Consider the following 21,451-nt stretch of genomic DNA (forward strand, 5'->3'; position numbering starts at 1 on the left):
ATTTCCTAAATAGAATGTTAGATATGAATGTAAAACAGAGGACGATACAATCTGAAATATCCATTTCAGGAATAGGACTGCATACAGGTAAAGCCGTGAACGTAACGATTAAACCTGCACCTGAATTTCATTGGTATAAATTTAAAAGAGTAGATCTGGAAGGTGGACCGATCGTCGCCGTGGATGCAGATAATGTGTCTGATACATCACGTGGTACGACCATTACCCAAAATGGAGCATCGATCAGTACTATAGAACACCTAATGGCTGCTTTAGTTGGACTTCAGATCGATAATGTTCTAATTGAAATAGATGGTCCGGAAGTTCCTATTTTAGATGGTAGCTCCAGGATTTTTGTAGAGAAGTTAGTAGAAGCTGGCTTTATAGATCAAGAAGCGGATAGAGACTACTACGAAATCCAGGACAATATCGTTTACGTGGAGAAAGATAGAAAAGTTGAGATTATCGCGATGCCCTTGGATGGCTATCGCTTGACTTGTATGATTGATTTTAATTCTCCTGTACTAGGTAGCCAACATGCCTCTATCAGCAATATTACGGAATTCAAGAATGAAATTTCTGGCTCAAGGACATTCTGCTTCTTACATGAATTAGAAAGTTTGGTTAACCATAATTTAATCAAAGGAGGAGATCTATCTAATGCTATCGTTATTGTGGATAAAGAGGTAAGTAAAGAAGAGTTGGATAAATTATCGGGATTATTTAACAAATCGGTGGAAGTTGCTAGCGAAGGAATTTTGGATAATATCCAATTGCGTTACCAAAATGAGCCCGCACGACATAAATTGTTGGATATGATCGGTGACCTAGCATTAGTTGGACGTCCTTTGAAAGGACATATTATGGCTGCCCGTCCGGGACATGCTGCGAATGCTGCTTTCGCGAAGAAAATAAAAGCACAAATCAAGAAAGATAAGAATCGTAAAAACTTAAAAGTTTACGATCCGAATATGACACCGGTTTACGATACGGTGCAAATCATGAAGATATTACCGCATCGTCAACCGATGTTGATGGTCGATAAAATTTTAGAGTTGTCAGAAACACATGTCGTAGGGTTAAAAAACGTTACGATGAATGAAGACATTTTTATGGGACATTTTCCCGAAGCTCCAGTATTCCCAGGAGTATTACAGATTGAAGCCATGGCACAAACAGGAGGTATTTTGGTGCTAAATACAGTTCCTGATCCAGAAAATTGGCTTACACTGTTCCTAAAAATAGAAAATGCTCGTTTTAAGAATCAAGTGACTCCCGGTGATACGATTATTTTCAGTTGTGAGTTGCTGGAACCTATTCGTCGGGGAATTGCCAGAATGAAGGGGGTAGGCATGGTAGGCGACAAGGTAGTGAGTGAAGCGGAGCTTATGGCTCAAATTGTAAAAGTAAAAGGTAATTAGCATGATACAACCGTTATCATACATACATCCCGAAGCTAAGATAGCACAAAACGTGGTGGTAGAACCGTTCTCCACCATCCATCGGGACGTAGAAATTGGAGAGGGTACTTGGATTGGGTCCAATGTTACCATCATGAATGGAGCCCGCATTGGAAAGAACTGCCGCATTTTTCCAGGATCTGTTATCTCGGGTGAGCCACAGGATTTAAAATTCGAAGGCGAGATTACGACTGCCGAGATTGGAGACAATACAACAATTCGGGAATGTGTGACTATCAACCGAGGTACAAAGGACCGATACAAAACGGTAATTGGGAAAAATTGCCTTATCCAGGCGTATAGCCATATCGCCCATGATTGTTTAGTAGGAGATAATTGTATCTTCTCTAACTCCAGTACACTGGCGGGGCACATTACTGTTGGAGACTATGTTGTTCTCGCAGGGATGGTCGCGGTACATCAATTTTGTAAAATCGGATCGCATGCCTTTGTAACAGGGGGTACGTTGGTGAGAAAAGATGTGCCACCATTTATAAAAGCGGCAAGGGAGCCCATTGCTTATGCTGGTATTAATTCCGTTGGACTACGTCGTAGAGGATTTAGCACGGAAGAAATTACAGAAATACAGGATATCTACCGCGTATTATTTGTACAGCACCGCAATCTGACAAAAGCACTGGATTTAGTCGAAGCGGAATTCACACCGACAGAATTGCGTGATGAAATACTTTCTTTTGTACGTAATTCCAATCGAGGCGTAATTAAGGGTTTTAATCAGGGAAGAACCTCCACACTTTAAAAAAGCACTTATTGAGTATAACTTTACAAAATTTAGGTAGACGGTATAACAGAGAATGGATTTTTCGCCATATAGATTATACCTTTTCATTCGGCAAAAAATATGCGGTACTGGGACCAAATGGATCTGGAAAATCTACATTATTAAAAATGATTTGTGGAAGTCTTGCACCGAGTGAAGGAAAAATCACCTACGAAAATATAAGTGCCGAATCTGTCCTCCCGGAAAATGTTTATCAACAATTGACGATTGCAGCTCCTTACATGGAGTTGGTTGAAGAGTTTACACTGAGGGAGCTCATTGCATTTCATTTCAAATTCAAATCCTGCCTTCCCGGATTTAATCTGGAAGAAGTTGTTAAGACGTTGCATTTAGAAAAAGCCCTGGATAAAGAAATTCGTTTTTTCTCTTCGGGGATGAAACAACGTGTTAAGCTGGCATTGGCGTGCTGTTCAGGTAGTAGTATAGTACTGCTTGATGAACCTATGAGTAATTTGGATGCCGCTGGAGAGGATTGGTATCTGTCATTGATAGACCGTACCATCAATGCCGATCGGATATTGATTATAGCTTCCAATCAGGAGAAAGAATACGCTTTTTGTGATGAGCAAATAGATATAATTTCTTATAAACAGGAGAAATTATCGTTTTTATAAGAAGTGGATAATTCGTACTTTTGTTATACTAAACTCAAATATATCGTTATGTCAAAAGCATCTGAAGTAAAATCAGGAAATATACTTCGTTTCAATGGAGAGCTAGTTACCGTAGAAGAATATATTCACCGTACCCCCGGAAATTTGCGTGCATTTTATCAAGCGAGAATGCGTAATGTGCGTACAGGTAAATTGGTAGAATACCGCTTTAGAACAGACGAAGAGGTGGAGATTGCCCGTGTAGAGACGAACGATTATCAGTATTTGTATGATGACGCGGATTTCTTCGTCGTTATGGATAACAATACCTACGAACAATTTAACATTCCAAAAGCATTGTTCGGTGATGCGGCGCGATTTTTGAAAGAGGGTATGAACGTGTTAGTTGCATTTGAAAGCGATGAACCTATTATGGCAAGTCTACCCGCATCTGTCGAATTGGAGATAACATATACGGAGCCTGCTGTAAAAGGTGATACATCAACAAACGCTTTGAAAAATGCAACGGTGGAAACGGGAGTGGAGATTCGTGTGCCTTTGTTCATCAATCAAGGAGATAAAGTGAAAGTGGATACGCGTACCGGAGATTATATCGAACGTGTAAAATAAAATATTAGGTTTAGGTTGATTATACGGTCTTGTTCGCCTCTCAGGCGCAAGGCCGTTTTTTGTAAACGAGTGTATGACAAAAGCAGAACTACGGAGAAATTATAAACGAAAACGTTCTCTTCTATCAGAAGCGCAGATCAGTTCGTTCAATGCCGGCATATTGAACCAACTTTTACAATTTGATTGGAGCGGAAATCACTACATCCACACGTTTTTGCCCATCGTGGGACAAAACGAGCCAGATATGTGGTCGTTTATAACAAATATTCGGGTATATTATCCCGATATACACATTGTTATTAGCCGTTCTGAACTGAAAGACCACGCTATGAAACATTTTCTGCTAGCCGATAATGTGTTGCTAGAAGAAAATGTTTGGGGAATTGTAGAACCTGTTGACGGAGAAACGGTAGCCGAAACACTATTGGATGTCGTATTAGTGCCCTTATTGATCGTAGACAAAGCAGGCAACCGGGTAGGGTACGGAAAGGGGTTTTACGACCGTTTTTTAGCAAAATGTCGACCTGATTGTAAAAAAATAGGGATATCGCTCTTTGCACCTGTCGAAAAAATCGATGATGTAGACCCCTTGGATATACCTTTGGATATCGTGGTAACGCCTAATCTTACTTATATAATATCCTAAACTTTATCGTGTTGTCGATCTGTTTTAATTGCTTTAAAACATTTCTATCATATGCGGTGTGGATATCCGTAACTGCATAGCCAATTTCTCCTTTTGTCATTAGAAATTGTGAAATGATATTGATGTCATTTTCGGCATATACATTGTTTATCTGCGCCATGATACCCGGTACGTTTTTGTGAATATGCAACAGACGGTGTGCTTGTGTAAGGCGAGGCAATATCAAATTTGGGAAGTTTCGGCTCATGTAGGTATCTCCATTGTTAATGAAATCTGCCATGCGTCTTGGGATAAATTCCGCATTACGTTTTTTCTGTTTTTTATCATCGAAGACGACAATGCCTTTTTCGGTACATATTTTTTTGCTCACATATCCTTTTATATCACCTAGATAGCCAATAGTTTTTAATTTGTCAGCTTGAGATAGCTGTTCGTCATCAATACGTATGCCGTCAGCTAACAAAAGTAAACCTACATCTTTAGTGTATTTGTCTTCGAAGGTATCTTTTACTCGAACAGAGAAGCCATCCCTTTTTAAAATATGGACAGCAATTTCTGGAACTTCACCCACTATAAGGCACAGAATACGGTTTTTAGGATAAGAAATAGCACGCGGAAGATCATTTACATATAAGAACTCATCGAAGCTTGGCGTGATGTGATCGGCTTTATCCGTCACACTTTTGCGGGAGATATTCTCCGTAAAAGCGAAGAACTTTTCAATCAGCCCCGATTCCTTTAACTGGAAATCCGAATAACCATCACCAATGCCGAATATCCTGCCGTCCAATTTGAGTTCGTTAAGCAGTTTAACTTTACCACCTTCATCCGAAAGCGGATTGTTTTCATCATATCCGATAATATTGCCCTCTTTATCAAACTTGAATGTATTGGCATAAATATTTTCTTTCTGGATATGATATGGTGTTACGACGGGCGTAATGAACTCCTTGAATCCACCCGACACAATCAATGCCGTATCTTTATGTTTTTTAAAAAATTCTTTATTTCGACCAAACGATAGGGAAACCTTTTTTTTCAGATGGGTTACCAGTTTTTCCAAATGGCTTTTATTTGCATTCAAGAGTTGGACACGCCCCGTTAGACTCTCCCGAAAGGAAATCTTTCCTTCCATAGCGAGGTTGGTATAGTCTTCTATTTGTTGATAGATTTGATCCCTGTCAGGGTGGTTTTCTAAGGATATTCTTGCTAATTCATCTAAAGCTTCGACTTGTGTGAACGTGCTGTCGAAATCGATGATGTAATAATTCTTCATTTATAAGTTTTAAAATCAATACTCATTTCTTTCAAAGTTAAATCAACGGGTTTAAAGCAGTATCCTGTAGTGTCGGTCACTTTCTTATTCGAATAGGCCAGATGAGAAGCCGAAGCTTTAGCAGTTTCGCGTGTTAATGCCGGGCGACCTCCTTTGAAAAAGGCGATAATTTTGGCTACCCTCCAAGCGATGCTAAGCATAAAAGGTATGGCCTTAATCGTTGGCGCCGGTTTGTCTAATAACGCAGCAATACGTTCCAATAAATTTTTATTGGAGAGGTTCTCACTATTGAGTACAAAACGTTCACCGCTGATAGCACGATTATTCATTAACAGTATCATAATTTTGACAACATCTTCCACATCGACAATGCCCACTGTTCCGGGAGGATATACTTTTATTCCATTTTGAATTAAGTTAAAGATTGCTCCAGAAGCTTTTTTACCAGGACCCACACCCATAATGACGGATGGATTGACGATAATAGCGTCCAATCCTTCCATGATACCGCGCCATACCTCCATTTCGCTCTCATATTTGGAGCGTGCATATTTGGAATGGTCTGCACCATCATCCCATTTACTCTGTTCAGAAATCAATTCACCCAATTTCGGCGAGCCCAAAGCCGCGATAGAACTTACGTGTACTAACCGTGCACCGTGTTCCAAACAAAGGTTGACGATGTGTTTGGTACCCTCAATATTAGTATGTAGCATACTCGCCCAGTCCTCTTTTTGGTAGGATATTTTAGCAGCACAATGATATACTTGTGTTATCCCATTAAAAGCGTCCGCTAAAGCAAAATAATCCGTTATATCAGCATGCAGCCATTCCACTAAGGAAGAAGAACGTAGTATTTCGGGGACTTCAGACTGTTCACGCTTGATCGCTAGAACAGCGTTCCCATCATCGATTAAGAACTTAATCAATGTGGATCCCAAAAAACCTGTTCCTCCTGTTACTAATATCACCTATGTAGAATTGTAGTTGAATTGCTTCGCCCAAAGATAACCTATTGATACTGGGTTTGCAAGTATAGGAAACCGGTATTTTTTATTCTTTACACAATTTGTGGAAACTTTCACTTTTGACTTTCAATTTCTAACCTTTTACTTTGTTAATATGTCTTTAGCTGATTTCTTTACACCTATCTCGGTACAGGATTTTTGTTCTGGCACTGATTTTTATAACTCGCAATTTGGAAAAATTATACAAGCCTATGAGTTATCTTTCCCTGATCTAGAAGATTCAGAAAAAAAGCCGCATATAGCCTTAGTGGGAGTTGAAGAGGAGCGGGCTTCTGTTAACAACGGGGGGACGAAGAAGTCGCCAAATGCCGTACGAAAACATTTTTACAATCTCTATCAAGGCGATTATGATGTGCGTATTGCTGATTTAGGGAATATTCAAGCCGGCGACACGATACAGGATACATATATCGCGTTGAAAACCGTAGTGGAAGAATTGGTGAAACAGGACATATTGCCTGTCATTATAGGCGGGGGGCAGGATCTTACCTATGCCCAATATACAGGCTATGAGGGATTAGAACAACGCGTGGAAGTGGCTGTTATTGATGCTCGATTTGATTTGGATCAAGATCACGTAGAGAACACACCACTTAACTCCAATACGTATCTCAATCATATTATCCTGCATCAACCGGACTATCTCTTTAATCTAAGTAACCTAGCCTATCAAACCTATTTAGTAAGTAAGGAGTCCATTAATATGTATGATAAGCTATTTTTCAGTACCATGCGTATCGGGATGATGGCAGGGAAACTTGATCAGGCAGAACCATTGATTCGTGCTGCGGATATGGTCAGTTTTGATATAAGTGCCATACGAGCTTCGGAAGCGCCGGGCAACGCTAATGCAAACCCAAATGGGTTATATGGAGATGAGGCTTGTCAATTGGCTCGATATGCGGGGATGTCAGATAAATGTTCGTCGATCGGCTTTTACGAATATAACCCAACGTTCGATCCTATGGGACATACCGGTAGTCTGGTAGCCCAGATGATATGGTGTTTTATTGACGGATTTTATAGCCGCAAAAACGATACGCCGGTTATTCCGAAATCGTCTTATATTATTTATCGTACCACATTAGAAAATGATGATTACGAGCTGGTTTTTGTTAAAAGTAAGAAATCCGACCGTTGGTGGATGCAGGTACCATATTTTGGCTCCAGGTCGGTCAACGAGCGCTATTATTGGGTACCATGTCGATATGAAGATTATCAGCAAGCTGTAGGTGGTGATATGCCTGACCTTTGGTGGAAAACCCATCAAAAATTACAATAGAAACGGGATCTATGGATATATTATCACTTCTTATTATTGTCGTTTTATGTTGTATCATCTTAGGACTTCTTTGGTTGCAGACTCAAAAAGTACCGAGAAACGCGTTGCAGCAAGTCGAACAAGAAAAGAACACCGCTGTAATAGAACTAACCAAAGTGCAGGAAAGAGAACGGATACTACAACAAGGAAAAGAACTAACTGAGCAAGCACTGGAAGCTGAGCGACGAGAACGGGCTTCCGTAGAGCGAACACTCGAAAGTACAAATGCGTATTTGCAGGCCCAACAAGAGAAATATCAAACACAGCAAGAAGAAATGCAGCAATTGCGAAAGCAGTTTCATTTGGAATTTCAGCACATGGCTAATGTGATTCTCGAAGAAAAGACCCAGAAATTTACGGCAGTCAATCAACAGCACTTAGATCAGATACTTACACCGTTAAAGGAGAAAATCAAAACGTTTGAAGAAAAAGTAGAACGAACTTACCAGCAAGAGGCCGCGGAACGTAATGTATTGAAAGGCGTCGTGGAACAGCTTATGCAGCAGAGTATGCTGATTAAAAATGAAGCGAATAATTTGACCAGGGCATTGAAAGGGGATAGCAAAAAACAAGGGTATTGGGGCGAAATTATCTTGGAACGGGTACTGGAGCGTTCGGGTTTGATAAAAGATCAAGAATATAGATTGCAAGCTGTTTTTGATGAAGATAACAGCCGGAAAATTCCAGATGCTATTGTCTTACTGCCGGATGATAAACATCTAGTTATTGATTCTAAAGTATCCTTAACGGCATACGAACGGTGGGTGAATGAGGAAGACGAAGTAGAACAAGTTCAGTACTTACGTCAACATGTACAGTCTATCGAATCGCATATCCGGCAATTATCGGCAAAGAATTACCAAGATCTCTATGGCATCCATTCTCCAGATTTTGTTTTGTTGTTTATGCCAATAGAATCTGCTTTAAGTGTTGCGATTAAGGAAAAATCGGATTTATTTTCCAACGCTTGGGACAGGCGGGTCGTTATTGTAGGGCCGTCAACATTGTTGGCAACATTACGGACGATTGCAAGTGTGTGGGTGCAGGAGCGCCAAAACCGTAATGTCTTGGAAATAGCGAAGGAAGCAGGTTTACTATATGATAAGTTTGTAGGCTTTTTGAACGATATGCAGCAATTAGAGACCCATTTGCAACGTGCATCCGAAAAACATCAAGAAGCTATGCGAAAACTGTCGGCCGGTACCGGAAATGTGATTAAGAAAGTAGAAAACCTAAAACAGCTCGGTGCAAAGGCGAACAAACAGATCGACCCAAAATACCTGGAATAGAGCCGCCACGTCAATACCCTGCGGCAACATCATCCCCACGCGAATCCGCACCCGTTTGTAACTTTCCATTGGGAAGGATGACAATATTCTCCATACGACCTATTGAACTTCGTGGATGAAAAATATAACCATCGTTTTCCATACTTTTACGGATAGGTTCGGCGATTGCCTTTTCTTCCACATCAATGCGATCAGGTTTCCATTGGTGATGAAAACGAGGCGCATTTACGGACTCTTCTGCACTCATATCAAATTCCAAGACGTTAAGAATACCTTGAAACACGGATGTTATGATAGTCGATCCACCCGGTGTTCCGATAACCATCTTTAGCTGTCCATTCTGTTCGACAATGGTGGGCGTCATCGCGCTCAACATCCTTTTATGTGGTGCTATGGCGTTTGCTTTACCTCCCAGTAGACCGTACAAATTAGGCGTTCCCGGTTTTACAGAAAAGTCATCCATTTCATTATTTAATAGAAAACCCGCACCATCTACCCACACATAAGCGCCATAAGACCCGTTAATGGTGGTAGTCAATGAAACAGCATTCCCATCCTTGTCAACAATGCTGAAATGGGTGGTTTCTTCCGATTCATAACCGGGGATGGATGAAGCTTTTACTTCGGAACTGGGTGTTGCTTTATTTAGGCTTACTTTTGCCATCCGATTTTGGTTACGTTTTTTATCGGTTAAATAGGATACCGGTACATTGTAAAAATCAGGATCTCCTAAGTAGGATGCTCTATCAGCATATATGCGCCGCTCGGCCTCTACCATTGCCCTTACCGTGCTATCAGATTGAAAACCCCAGGCACGTAAGGGGTATTGTTCTACCGATTGTAGTAATGCGAGTAGCGCAATGCCACCACTGGAAGGAGGTGGCATGGAAATAATCTTGTAATCTTTATAAGCTCCTATAATGGGTTCCCGCCAAACGGCGTTATAGTTCGCTAAATCAGCATGCGTTATAATGCCATTGCCTCGTTTCATTTCGGCAATAATGAAATCAGCTGTTTCTCCTTTATAAAAACCGTCTCGTCCTTGTTCTGCAATTCGCTTTAATGTATTTGCAAGCTGTGTCTGTACAAATAAATCCCCCGGCTTCCATTCTTCGTTACGAATAATGGCGGCACCATTAGGATTAAACTTCTTAAATCGTTTTTGATAATTATTGAACTCTCCTGCTTGTCGGGCGGTGATGGGAAAGCCTTTTTCCGCAAGATTGATGGCGGGATTGATGAGCTCTTTCCAAGGCATGCTGCCATATTTTTTATGCGCTTCGTCCATACCTGCCACGGAACCGGGTACACCTGTAGCAAGTTGACCATAAAGGCTGAGATCTGTAATGGGGTTTCCTTTTTCATCCAGGTACATATCGCGATGTGCCTTCTCCGGTGCTTTTTCACGGAAGTCGAGTGACGTAACATGGCCATCCTTATCACGGTATACCATAAAACCGCCTCCCCCAATATTCCCCGCATTCGGGTAAACCACAGCGAGGGCAAATTGTATGGCAACAGCAGCATCAACCGCGTTGCCTCCTTCTTTTAGTATATCTATGCCAATCTGAGAAGCTAGGGGATGAGCGGTAACTACGGCTGCATGGTTAAATTCTTGTGTAGCAACTACTTCAGTTTTTTCTTGTGCTTTAGGATAAGAACCTATTAAAAATAAGGTGATAAAAAAGATAGTAGAAAGTAACTTCATGGCGACAAAAACAGTTTATCTCAGGTAAATATAGATTAAAAATGTTTTTTTGCCTAACTTAGATGCCATGAAAACATTTTTCTCAACCATTATATGTTGTGTTTTTTTCGTCACGCTCCACGCACAATCCGTTCGCATATTAACTTATAACATACATCATGGTAATCCGCCGGCACATCCGAATAAGATTGATTTGCCTCGCATAGCGGAAGTTATTAAAACCGCTGATGCTGATGTTGTAGGTATACAGGAAGTAGATGTCCGTGTCTCACGTTCGCAAATGGTAGATCAAGCGAAGGAGTTGGCAGATTTGACAGGAATGCACTATTTTTTCTCCAAGGGTATCGATTTAGAAGAAGGCGAATATGGCACGTTAATCCTCACGAAGCATAAAATTGTTGGTAATAAACGCTATGATTTACCCATGGTAGAAAAAAGTGAAAATAGATCGTTAGCTATCGTCGATGTGGAATTACCTAATGGTAAAGTGCTGTCTTTTGCCAATACGCATTTGGACTTAAAAGCAAAAAATAAAGTGGCGCAAGCAAACTACATAAAAGAATTAGGTGCCAGAATAGAAAATCCTTTAGTTCTTGTTGGAGATTTCAATGCGAAACCTACTGATGAGACGATTAAAATTTTGGAAGAACAATTTGTCCGAAATACAACAACGAATGGCCCTACACATCCAAATACCAGAGCAAAAAATGAAATCGATTATATTATGGTTGGAAAACAAACAAAATTCAACTGGAAGACTTATAAAACAGTCTCCGAAACGTATGCTTCCGATCATTTGCCCGTATTTGCCGAAATAGAGTTAACGCTACAGTAATTTCTCGTTATTTTTATGTCGATCCGCATCGCGAATGGATTTCTTTTCCAAGTTCTTTTGCAGTGCATCGGTAAGGTCTATGCCTGTCTGATTAGCAAGACAGATAAGTACAAATAGCACATCGGCCATCTCATCTGCTAGGTTGACTTCTTTATCCGATTTCTTAAACGATTGTTCGCCATATTGCCGAGCCATAATTCGGGCTACTTCACCTACTTCTTCCATCAGCATGGCGGTATTTGTTAGCTCGTTAAAATAACGCACACCTGTGCTGTTAATCCATTTATCTACGATGTCTTGTGCTTCTTTTATGGTCATATCCTTTTTTCTTATTTGTTGTTCGTAATCCGTAACTAGTTACGAGGCGTCTTTATTCCTTTGTGTCCAAGATGATCGTTACAGGTCCATCGTTACGCAAGTCGATTTTCATATCTGCTCCGAAAATGCCCAACTGTACCTGTTTGTCCAATAGTGTCGATAGACGTTCGGCCATGCCTTGATATAACGGTTCTGCCTTATCGGGTTTTGCTGCTCGGATGAAAGAAGGACGATTGCCTTTCTTGGTCTGTGCGATCAACGTAAATTGAGATATCAGGAGAATGTTGCCCTTTATATCTTGAACAGACTTATTCATCAAGCCGGTGTCATCAGAAAAAATACGAAGATTGACCAATTTTTGAGCCAACCATTCGGCTTCTTTCTCTGTGTCATCTTCTTCTACCCCAAGTAATACCAATAATCCTTGCTTAATTTCTCCTGTACATATACCATCTACCGTACACGAGGCTTGTGTAACCCGTTGTATAACTGCTCGCATGGTGCAAAATAAAAATAAAAATAGTAGTGGCAAAAGTTCTTTGCCACTACTTTCTTAAAATCGGATATTGAAACCGAACAGGAAGTTTGTTTCGGCCTGCGGAAAATAGAAGTTGTAGTCAATATGTTCTCCGGTAGGCGTAATGCCGCCGTATGTATAACCGTGTGATACATATTTTTCGTTGAGAATATTATTGACAGCGAGGTTCGCATCGATGTTTTTGATTCCCAGTAGAGAGAAGCTATAGCGCATGCGCAAGTTGTTTACAAAGAAAGGATCTACTTTACGGTCTTTCGACTGTGTGTTGTCCAGATATTGTCTTGATACGTATTTGCTGGTAAGGGCGAATTCCAGTGCCTGTATCGGCGAGTACGAGAACGCATTGGACAGAATGACCGATGGCGAAAAGGAGATATTGGTGGAGCGATAATGCTGCTCTACTTGTGGTGCATCTAGGTAATTTCCGTCTTCGTCCATTACATCGAAGTATTTCGTGTAATTTTTGATTTTGTTCTCGCTTAGGGCAGCTGTTGCTTGCCATCTGAACTGCTCGGATATTTGCCATGCAGCATCTAGCTCCACCCCCATGCGGTAGCTATGGGGCACGTTTTCCCGTATAACAGCGCCTACATCGTTTATTTGTCCGCTTGCAATCAGCTGATCTTTATAAAACATACCATATACGTTGGCGCCTACGTTCAATGATTCCCGTCTCAACCGATATCCAGCTTCGATATTGTGCATGTGTTCAGGTTTCGGACGTGCATTTGGCGACGATTCAACGTAGTCATCACGGACAGGTTCCTTATTGCCAAAAGCATAAGAAGCGTAGATATTTGAGGTTGGCGACAAGAGATAGGTAGCCCCAATTTTCGGATTGAAGAAATGATGCTTTACATTTACATCTGCCAGTTCCAAGTTATGGTTATATCCTTCGAATGTATAGTCGACAAAGCGATATTGCAAATCGGTATACAGGCGCATCGCACCAAATTTGGCATTCCATTTACTATAGAAATTGACGTCATTTTTCTCTGCATCGTTAAGGTAGTACTTATCGCCCAGCTCGCTGTTCGAAGCATATTGCGCCCAGATCACTTCGCCGTAGTGGTCGCCGCGGTACTGATTGGCTCCTCCGCCAAAAATGAAGTCGTGGTTTTCGTTGAGCTTATGTGTTACCGAAAATACCGTTCCGTAAAAGTAGTTGTCCAGCCAACGACGACGGGCTAGGTCCGTTCTGTCGATAGTTGTGCCGCCAATTTCGATCGGAGAAAAGCCATACCCGGCAAATGATTCATCTTCTTTGAATTCTTCATAATAACCTGCGCCGCGTGTATAATGTAAAGCCATATTTAGCGTAGTACGCTCCGTTGCAAAGTAATTGTAATGCAAGTGATGGTGTGTTTGGGTGTAGTTGTCCGTCTGGTTTTCGTATTCAAAGCCATTATAGCGTCTATTTGTTGTTAGGAAATCTTCCGGCACACCATTCCAAGCCTGATAGGTTTTCTCCTTACCGGAGAATACGGTAGCTTTCAGGTGATGTTTTTCACCATAGTATCCCGCGTCGATATAGAAAGATTTCAAATCAGAGGAAGCTCGGTCAATATACCCATCCGAGCTAATTTTTGATAGTCGCGTATTAAAAGCAAATTTGTCATCGATTAATCCAGAACCGACTTTAATGGTATTTTTCCACGTATTATAGGAACCAAAGCTGTTATTAAGTTCAGCGTATGGACTCGGCTCTATAGCATCCGATTGGATATTAAGTGAGGCGCCGAAAGCTCCTGCGCCGTTGGTCGAAGTTCCTATACCACGTTGGATCTGAATGCTTTCTGTACTTGATGCGAAATCCGGGAGGTTTACAAAAAAAGAACCCATACTCTCCGCATCATTCAAGGGGATGCCATTTAGGGTAACATTGATGCGCTGATTGTCCGATCCCCGGATGGTCATATTGGTATAGCCGATTCCCGCACCAGCATCCGAGCCAATAACGACGGAAGGTGTTTGATCAAGTAAATATGGAATATCCTGTCCCAAATTACTCCGCTTGATATCTTCTTTTGATAGGTTTTTGTACGTTGTGGCAGCATTAACCCCCGCTCGTGTTGCCATGACTTGTACTTCGTCGAGCACACGAACGGTGTCCGACTTTTGCCCAAAGGCGAAGAATGCTGCGAAAAGCATAACCACGGTTATAATTTCATGTTTTAACATAAAAAAAAATAATTAAACTAAGTTAAACATACTATTACCAGGGGTTAGCAATAGCCTATTATTTAACTAACCTTTCCCTACGCCAGCATTATCTGGATCAGGTGCGTCTCACTTAATCGCGAGACTGGGTATAATCTCAGCCCGTCTTTGTGTTCAAACAACAAGGCACCCCTATTCGATAGCGCAAAAGTAAAGATTAATTTGATATTCTCAAATTATGGCGTCATTTTTGATTCTATTATTCAAATAACAAAATAGTTCAATTAGTTAAATGAGGTATATTTCAGCAAGCATTGTGATTCCTGTCAAAGGGAATTTCATGAGAAAAGGTGTCGTTGCGATTGATAAAACTGGTGTGATTAAGGGTGTCTATGAAGAAACAGATCCAGCCGTATCGAATGTGAAGAAAGAGTTTTACGATGGGGTCCTGATACCGGGCTTTGTCAATGCCCATTGCCATATTGAATTATCCCACATGCTGGGTAAAACAAAAAAAGGAACGGGGCTACCGCGTTTTTTGGCGGATGTAATGAAACAACGTACCGCAAAAGAAAAAGATATTTTGGCGAAGATCGAAGCTGCAGACGAAACGATGTATAATAACGGTATCCAAGCTGTGGGAGATCACGTTAATACAGAATTGTCAGCGAAAACAAAGTCAAGTAGCCAGATAAAATACCATACGTTTGTAGAGGTCATGGCGATGACGAAAGAAGATATACAAGTCCGGGTAGATAAGGCACGTGATGTCGAATTTTACTTTGATGCCAATCATGCCTCTATTACGCCACATGCCCCTTATTCGTGCTCAAAAGAATTGTTTAAAGCATTTCGTAAACTCGTGAGCGAGGATAATATACTAAGTGTCCACAATCAGGAGAGCGAGGAAGAGAATAAGCTCTATCGTTATAGGCAAGGGGAGTTCCTTGATTTTTATGAAGAAATGGGATTGAATGCAGATTCATTCAAAGCGCAGGCAAGGAATTCCATCCAATCTTATCTCGCACATTTGCCAAAGAACAACCCACTGATGTTGATCCATAATACGTACATGTCTCTAAAGGATATTGATTTTATCGAACGGTTAGGTAGAGATGTGTACTTTTGTGTCTGTCCAAAATCAAATTTATATATTGAAGGTAAATTGCCTAAAATACTCAATTTTGTTCCGAACCAAAGTCGAATGGTAGTTGGTACTGACAGCTTGGCGTCCAACGACACGCTTGATATCTTGGAGGAATTGAAGGTGATCTCCTCGCATTTCAGCCAATTGGACTTCTTGCAAATACTACCGTGGGCAACGATTAATGGTGCGGAAGTACTGGGGCTCTCCGATCAGCTAGGATCTATTGAAGTTGGTAAAACACCTGGTTTAGTGCTGTTGGAAGGTATGAACAATCTACGACTAACGGAGCGGGTCACGTTGAAAAGAATAGCTTAGCATCTTTCCTTTTTCTTCTGTACCTTTGACCGTAAGAATGAAACATCTGAATATTACTGTTACGGGCAAGGTACAGGGCGTATACTATCGTGCAACGTGTAAAGCGGTTGCAGATCAGCTTGGGATAAAAGGATTCGTTATGAATCAGCCTGATGGCACAGTATATATAGAAGCCGAAGGTGATACCTTTGCACTAGAGGCTTTATTAGAATTTTGCCATGAGGGCCCTGATCGAGCCGAGGTTGCTGAAGTAAGGTCTGTTGAGGGAACCTTTCAAGGTTTTAAGAATTTTGATGTCAATAAAAAGAAAAGATAGCCGTTGTGTCTTCCGTCAAAAAATTTGTAAGTGATACGGTAATATATGGTTTTACGACCATTGTTTCCCGGATGCTTAGTTTTTTGATGACGCCCATCTATCTTCGCAAATTTAAAGATGCGGCGGTATATGGTTTATATTCTAATCTATATGCCTGGGTTTCGATGTTAAATGCTATTCTGGCATTTGGAATGGAAACTACCTATTTTCGATTTTTACAAAAAGTCGATCCGAAAGATAAACAAAGAGTTTTCGATAACAGTTTTGTAGTGACGTTGATGACATCATTATTATTGCTGATTTCGGTTTTTGTTTTTATTGATCCGATAACAGCTTGGTTTGCGGATGGTGGTCGATCGGAGGAATATACCAAGTACATCCAATATTTTGTATTTATCCTCGTGGCAGATGCATTGGCAGTCGTGCCTTTTGCCAAGCTACGGGCACAGGGACGCCCTATCCGGTATAGTTCTCTGAAATTTATCAATATTTTCGTAACGCTGTTTTCTAATTTATTTTTTATCGTTTATTTACCTGATTGGACAAAATCGTCTGCTTTTTGGGCAGATTTTGCTGCGGGCTGGTTTCAGGAGGGGTGGATCGGATATGTTTTTCTTTCCAATTTGTTAGCGAGTGTGCTTACGTTGCTTCTATTAACGCCAGAGATATTGACATTAAGATTGCGTATCGACAGACCCCTTATGAAAAGTATGTTGGTTTATAGTTTTCCTATTTTGATTGCCAATATATCGTTTATTCTCAATGAGAACCTGGACAAAATGTTTTTTCCGAAATTGTTGCCTGGAGAATATGGGAAAACGGAATTAGGAATATATGCTGCGGTAACCAAGATTGCTGTTTTCCTGAATTTATTTGTAACAGCTTTCCGATTGGGAGCAGAACCATTCTTTTTTTCGTACGCCAAGAATGAAAATGCCCGCCGTACGTATGCCAAGATTATGGAGTACTTTGTGATGTTGATGGTATTGGTCATGGTGGGTATTACCGTCAACTTGGATTGGCTCAAGGATTTTATCAGAGGAAATGAACTGCAACCGGATATCTACTGGACAGGACTCAAAGTCGTGCCATTCATACTTTTAAACTTTGTATTATTAGGAATCTATATGAACCTATCTGTTTGGTACAAACTGACCGACCAGACACGGTTTGCCTTATATATATCCTTGACCGGTGCGCTGGTGACGATCGCCTTGAATTTCCTGTTGATTCCCATTTATTCCTATCCAGGGGCCGTTGCTACAACCACTACTGCCTATTTGGTGATGATCGGATTATCTCTTTTTTGGGGACAGAAATATTATCCAATACCCTACCATTTCCTAAAAATAATTCTTTATCTTATGAGTGGTTTAGGTGTCTCTCTGGTTAGTTTTTTTATTTTTAATAGCAACTTCTGGATAGGCAACGGATTGCTGTTGCTTTTCAGTATAGCGATTGTTTTTTCGGAAAGGAAGAATATAGAACAATTGCTGTTACAACGGAAAAATAATTTGAAATAATGTAGCGTTTGATGATCGAATGCCGTTACCTAATTATTATTGACATTTAATATCATTTTATGAAGAAAACTTTACTTTTATTGAGCCTTATGGCTCTTGTAATGGCTAGTCATGCCCAGGAATCGAGGAGGGAACGAGCCGTTGCACGTCCAAATCACATTATGTTAGATCCAATCTCGTTAATCGCGGGGCCGGTGCTTAATTTTTCTTATGAGCGTGCTATCAATGAAGACGTAGGACTCGGGCTGCATAGTCTTTTGGGGTTAGGGGCGATGGATGAAATGATACAATTTTCCCCTTTCGGACGACTGTATGTAGGTGGTTCGCATGGGGCGGGCTTTTTCATGGAAACTTTTGTGCCGATTACAAATATGGAAGAAACGTTTCAGAAATATAATGATGCCCACGATAGTTATACAGAGGTCATGGAACGACGGACGTCGGTAGGATTGGGAGTGGGTTTAGGGGGTAAGTGGCTTTTTAAAAGAAACCTGATGTTGGAAGTCAGTGGTGGTATAGCCCGTAAATTTATCAACACGACCGACAATACGGAATCTATTACGGGCAAATGGATGATAGGATTTGGTTATGCGTTTTAAACTTTTCCTTGATCTCTTCCAGCACTTCGAGAATTTCGTTATGGTCGCCTAATCCAACCAACTTGGTACGATATTCCTTGAAATTCGGTATACCCTTAAAGTAATTGGCATAATGCCGGCGCATTTCAAACACGCCGGTTTTATCCCCTTTCCATTCAATGGATTTGGTCAAGTGGGTTTTGCACACTTCGACGCGCTCGTCTATGGTTGGACCTTCTAATCGTTCTCCCGTTTCAAAGAAATGCTTGATTTCTCGAAATATCCAAGGGTATCCAATAGATGCACGTCCAATCATGATGCCGTCGACTTCATATTCCATACGCCAAGCGGCTGCTTTTTCCACAGAATCGATATCCCCATTCCCAAAAATAGGGATTTGGATGCGGGGGTTACGTTTTACATCCCGTATCATACTCCAGTCGGCCTGTCCTTTATACATCTGCGCTCTTGTACGCCCATGGATAGCTAATGCCTTGATACCTACATCTTGCAGGCGTTCTGCGACTTCGTATACATTTTTGGTGTTGTCGTCCCAGCCAAGACGGGTTTTTACAGTTACGGGAAGGGGAGTAGCGTCTACAACAGCCTTGGTCATGGCAACCATTTTGTCTATATCCTGAAGAAGACTGGCACCTGCACCACGGCAAGCTACATTCTTCACAGGGCAGCCGTAGTTTATATCAATTAAGTCGGGCTGGGCTAAAGTGCATATCTCCGCAGACTGACGCATGCTTTCAATGTCAGAACCGAATATCTGTATACCGATAGGTCTTTCGTATTCAAAGATGTCAAGCTTCTGTTTGGATTTAGCAGCATCCCGAATTAGCCCCTCCGAAGAAATGAACTCCGTATACATCATATCCACCCCGTTTTGCTTACACACATAACGGAATGGTGGGTCGCTGACATCCTCCATAGGAGCCAGTAGTAACGGAAATTCACCTAAATCAATATGCTCACCGATCTTAACAGCCATCTTAACTTTTTTGCAAAGTTACTGAATTTCTTTCTTCATTTTTTTCTTGATAAAAAAACGAAGCAAAAAAATCAAGGCTGAATATGGTTTTGCTATTTTTCTTTGTCTATTCCTAAACAAAATAAAACTCGCGTTGCTCAAACATTATTTTGTTCTTAACGGAATAACCTGCATAAAAATGACCGCAAAACAATATAAGGCCGTTGTTATCCACATAACGGCAAAGCAATATTGATCGTGTTTATTTACGCATTGCACAATTCCCTCCTTAACCTCTAATGCCACATCAAAAATTTTGAAATATGTAGAAATATGATAAATGCACTATCCAACCCATCAAAATTTTTAAGTGGCGAGCTTTTTGGTTCTTTTTTGCGGGAAAAAAGGACAGAAAAAAAGTTAAATTTTAAAAGAGCAGCTGTCAAGATGATCATCAACCATCCCTACGGCCTGCATAAAAGCATAACATATCGTGGTTCCGAAAAATTTCATGCCGCGTTTTTTGAGATCTTTGGAGATAGCATCAGATTCCTTGCTGTGGGTCGGGGCTGATTTTAAGTCTTTCAGCGCGTTGACAATGCGTTTCCTTTCCGGCATAAAGCTGTAGAGATAATTGTAAAATGAGCCGAATTCCTGCTGTATCTGCATGAATATCTGTGCATTTTTCACAGTCGCGGTTATTTTACCACGATGACGGATGATACGCTCGTCTTGCACGAGTTCCTCTATTTTGCGCTCATCAAATTGTGATACTTGTTTATAATCAAACCCCGCAAAAGCCTTTCTGTACCCTTCTCTCCTTCGCAAGATCGTAATCCAGCTTAACCCGGCTTGCGCTGATTCTAGGACGAGAAATTCAAAAAGGACAGTGTCTGAATCTACTTCTTTGCCCCATTCTTCATCGTGGTATCTTACATATAATTCATCGTTGCCGCACCAAGGGCAACGTTCAATAGGGGGTGCTGTCATGTCTTTTTCTTTTTTAAGCTTGGTGATATTATGCTAACTTTACGGCAAAGTAAGAAAATTTTTGGATGTATCTATTGAAGCGTATCTTTTTGGGTAGCATACTGTGTCTGATGACCAGCATAGTGTGGGGGCAAGAGGACACTACCCGTTTACCTATAGCGATCGACAGCATGGCAGTGGCGGAAATCGATGCGTTTAATTATATATTTCCACCGGAGGATCGTCCACATAAGCTCCTTGAACAATTCTTATCAGACATTGAACAACGTAGTATAAATCCCATCACCGCTCTGGATTATATGAAATCTACGTCGGAATCCGCTCAAAGTGTACCCCATCGGCAAGGAGAGGTAAAAGGTGAGCGTCCTGTGTGGGTCTTGCTGGTTGTTTTTCTGTTGTTTCTGGCTGTTGCACTTGTGCGACTTGCATTTCCTGCTGATTTTGCAATGATTGTACAGGCTTATTACGACGAACGGACACTGCAGCAGGTGAGCAAGGAGGACAATATGCTCACCTCTTGGCCATATATATTTCTGTATCTCATCTTTAGCCTCGCACTGGGACTTTTCATCGTGTTAATGGAATCGGCTTTTGAGCGCTTTGACGTCCTCAGTTTAGAGAACTATATACGAACAGCCTTTCTTGTTGCGGTATTATTTATCATTAAAATACTGTTAATCAGATTTATTTCGTTCGTATTTGAAATAGATCGTTTGGTGAGAGAATACGTAACCGTACTTTATTTAGTTTATTTTAACAGCATGCTTTTTTTGATGCCTTTCCTGCTGACGGTAACGCTTGTTCCTACGGCATACTTTAAGATTCTGTTAATTTTGTTCAGTGTATTGGTGTCTATCTTGTTCATATATAGGTTTTTGAGGACAGCTTTCCGCTTGTTCGGAAATCTAAAGTTTTCAATTTTTTATTTAATTCTGTATCTTTGCGCACTTGAAGTAGCGCCGATTTTGATATTGGTTAGAACATTGAGCAACTAAAAAATTG

Annotated in this window: 21 protein-coding genes; 13 read left to right on the forward strand and 8 right to left on the reverse strand. The window is 40.9% G+C overall.

The genetic code is table 11. From position 1 onward, the window contains the following. The first annotated feature begins 23 nt into the window (after positions 1 to 23). From H8B21_RS16805 to H8B21_RS16825, 5 genes are all read left to right on the forward strand, one after another. Positions 24 to 1,421 (forward strand): bifunctional UDP-3-O-[3-hydroxymyristoyl] N-acetylglucosamine deacetylase/3-hydroxyacyl-ACP dehydratase, encoded by a 1,398-nt coding sequence (locus tag H8B21_RS16805; RefSeq protein ID WP_190315006.1) that lies wholly within the window; start codon positions 24 to 26, stop codon positions 1,419 to 1,421. Between the two features lies 1 nt (position 1,422). Further along, positions 1,423 to 2,220, forward strand: coding sequence for an acyl-ACP--UDP-N-acetylglucosamine O-acyltransferase (lpxA, locus tag H8B21_RS16810; RefSeq protein WP_190315007.1), 798 nt, complete (start codon positions 1,423 to 1,425; stop codon positions 2,218 to 2,220). Positions 2,221 to 2,231: 11 nt separating this feature from the next. Then, positions 2,232 to 2,876 carry an ABC transporter ATP-binding protein gene (locus tag H8B21_RS16815; RefSeq protein ID WP_190315008.1) on the forward strand — a complete coding sequence of 215 codons (645 nt, stop codon included), beginning with the start codon at positions 2,232 to 2,234 and terminating at the stop codon, positions 2,874 to 2,876. 48 nt (positions 2,877 to 2,924) lie between these two features. Beyond that, the gene (efp, locus tag H8B21_RS16820; protein ID WP_148920148.1) at positions 2,925 to 3,485 is read left to right on the forward strand and encodes an elongation factor P; all 561 of its coding nucleotides are present in this window, start codon (positions 2,925 to 2,927) and stop codon (positions 3,483 to 3,485) included. Positions 3,486 to 3,558: 73 nt separating this feature from the next. After that, complete coding sequence (locus tag H8B21_RS16825) at positions 3,559 to 4,131, forward strand: 5-formyltetrahydrofolate cyclo-ligase (protein ID WP_190315009.1); 573 nt, start codon at positions 3,559 to 3,561, stop codon at positions 4,129 to 4,131. Here H8B21_RS16825 and H8B21_RS16830 read toward each other — a convergent pair. Together H8B21_RS16830 and H8B21_RS16835 are read right to left on the reverse strand one after the other, a co-directional pair. Further along, complete coding sequence (locus tag H8B21_RS16830; RefSeq protein WP_190315011.1) at positions 4,112 to 5,407, reverse strand: HAD-IB family phosphatase; 1,296 nt, start codon at positions 5,405 to 5,407, stop codon at positions 4,112 to 4,114. The two genes, H8B21_RS16825 and H8B21_RS16830, sit on opposite strands and share 20 nt — an antisense overlap. Further along, a complete protein-coding gene (locus H8B21_RS16835) occupies positions 5,404 to 6,378 on the reverse strand; it encodes an SDR family NAD(P)-dependent oxidoreductase (protein ID WP_190315013.1) in 975 nt (324 codons plus the stop codon). Before H8B21_RS16835 ends, H8B21_RS16830 begins: the two co-directional genes overlap by 4 nt. A gap of 151 nt (positions 6,379 to 6,529) precedes the next feature. On the opposite strand from H8B21_RS16835, the gene H8B21_RS16840 reads away from it, so the two are divergent. Together H8B21_RS16840 and rmuC are read left to right on the forward strand one after the other, a co-directional pair. After that, the gene (locus H8B21_RS16840) at positions 6,530 to 7,717 is read left to right on the forward strand and encodes a formimidoylglutamase (RefSeq protein WP_190315014.1); all 1,188 of its coding nucleotides are present in this window, start codon (positions 6,530 to 6,532) and stop codon (positions 7,715 to 7,717) included. 11 nt (positions 7,718 to 7,728) lie between these two features. Next, positions 7,729 to 9,045, forward strand: a complete 1,317-nt coding sequence (gene rmuC / locus H8B21_RS16845) for a DNA recombination protein RmuC (RefSeq protein WP_190315016.1) — start codon at positions 7,729 to 7,731, stop codon at positions 9,043 to 9,045. A 10-nt stretch (positions 9,046 to 9,055) separates the two neighbouring features. Here the strand turns inward: rmuC and ggt are convergent, their stop codons facing one another. Beyond that, entirely contained in the window at positions 9,056 to 10,753 is a 1,698-nt protein-coding gene (ggt, locus tag H8B21_RS16850) for a gamma-glutamyltransferase (protein WP_190315017.1), read from the reverse strand. Positions 10,754 to 10,820: 67 nt separating this feature from the next. On the opposite strand from ggt, the gene H8B21_RS16855 reads away from it, so the two are divergent. Further along, positions 10,821 to 11,588 (forward strand): endonuclease/exonuclease/phosphatase family protein, encoded by a 768-nt coding sequence (locus H8B21_RS16855; protein ID WP_190315018.1) that lies wholly within the window; start codon positions 10,821 to 10,823, stop codon positions 11,586 to 11,588. Here the strand turns inward: H8B21_RS16855 and H8B21_RS16860 are convergent. Genes H8B21_RS16860 through H8B21_RS16870 form a run of 3 tightly spaced genes read right to left on the reverse strand, consistent with a single transcriptional unit; the run spans position 11,580 to position 14,625 of the window. Continuing rightward, positions 11,580 to 11,906, reverse strand: coding sequence for a nucleotide pyrophosphohydrolase (locus H8B21_RS16860; protein WP_190315020.1), 327 nt, complete (start codon positions 11,904 to 11,906; stop codon positions 11,580 to 11,582). The genes H8B21_RS16855 and H8B21_RS16860 overlap by 9 nt on opposite strands. Positions 11,907 to 11,958: 52 nt before the next feature. Beyond that, positions 11,959 to 12,405: a D-aminoacyl-tRNA deacylase gene (gene dtd, locus H8B21_RS16865; RefSeq protein WP_190315022.1), complete on the reverse strand. Its 447-nt coding sequence runs from the start codon at positions 12,403 to 12,405 to the stop codon at positions 11,959 to 11,961. A gap of 54 nt (positions 12,406 to 12,459) precedes the next feature. Further along, positions 12,460 to 14,625, reverse strand: a complete 2,166-nt coding sequence (locus H8B21_RS16870) for a TonB-dependent receptor (RefSeq protein WP_190315023.1) — start codon at positions 14,623 to 14,625, stop codon at positions 12,460 to 12,462. 271 nt (positions 14,626 to 14,896) lie between these two features. On the opposite strand from H8B21_RS16870, the gene H8B21_RS16875 reads away from it, so the two are divergent. The 4 genes from H8B21_RS16875 to H8B21_RS16890 are packed head-to-tail and all read left to right on the forward strand — an operon-like array spanning position 14,897 to position 18,504. Beyond that, entirely contained in the window at positions 14,897 to 16,066 is a 1,170-nt protein-coding gene (locus tag H8B21_RS16875; protein WP_190315025.1) for an amidohydrolase family protein, read from the forward strand. A 37-nt stretch (positions 16,067 to 16,103) separates the two neighbouring features. After that, a complete protein-coding gene (locus H8B21_RS16880) occupies positions 16,104 to 16,382 on the forward strand; it encodes an acylphosphatase (protein WP_190315026.1) in 279 nt (92 codons plus the stop codon). Between the two features lie 5 nt (positions 16,383 to 16,387). Further along, the gene (locus H8B21_RS16885) at positions 16,388 to 17,905 is read left to right on the forward strand and encodes an MATE family efflux transporter (RefSeq protein ID WP_317170407.1); all 1,518 of its coding nucleotides are present in this window, start codon (positions 16,388 to 16,390) and stop codon (positions 17,903 to 17,905) included. 59 nt (positions 17,906 to 17,964) lie between these two features. After that, positions 17,965 to 18,504 carry a hypothetical protein gene (locus H8B21_RS16890; protein WP_190315028.1) on the forward strand — a complete coding sequence of 180 codons (540 nt, stop codon included), beginning with the start codon at positions 17,965 to 17,967 and terminating at the stop codon, positions 18,502 to 18,504. Here H8B21_RS16890 and dusB read toward each other — a convergent pair. Both dusB and H8B21_RS16900 read right to left on the reverse strand, forming a co-directional pair. Then, on the reverse strand, positions 18,464 to 19,480 hold the full coding sequence (gene dusB, locus H8B21_RS16895) for a tRNA dihydrouridine synthase DusB (protein ID WP_190315029.1): 1,017 nt from the start codon (positions 19,478 to 19,480) through the stop codon (positions 18,464 to 18,466). The genes H8B21_RS16890 and dusB overlap by 41 nt on opposite strands. Before the next feature lie 399 nt (positions 19,481 to 19,879). Continuing rightward, on the reverse strand, positions 19,880 to 20,449 hold the full coding sequence (locus tag H8B21_RS16900; protein WP_190315031.1) for a DNA-3-methyladenine glycosylase I: 570 nt from the start codon (positions 20,447 to 20,449) through the stop codon (positions 19,880 to 19,882). A gap of 65 nt (positions 20,450 to 20,514) precedes the next feature. On the opposite strand from H8B21_RS16900, the gene H8B21_RS16905 reads away from it, so the two are divergent. Then, positions 20,515 to 21,444, forward strand: a complete 930-nt coding sequence (locus tag H8B21_RS16905) for a DUF4271 domain-containing protein (RefSeq protein ID WP_190315033.1) — start codon at positions 20,515 to 20,517, stop codon at positions 21,442 to 21,444. Positions 21,445 to 21,451 lie beyond the last annotated feature (7 nt).

The sequence above is a fragment of the Sphingobacterium chuzhouense genome (genome assembly GCF_014692525.1).
Taxonomy (GTDB): Bacteria; Bacteroidota; Bacteroidia; order Sphingobacteriales; family Sphingobacteriaceae; genus Sphingobacterium; species Sphingobacterium chuzhouense.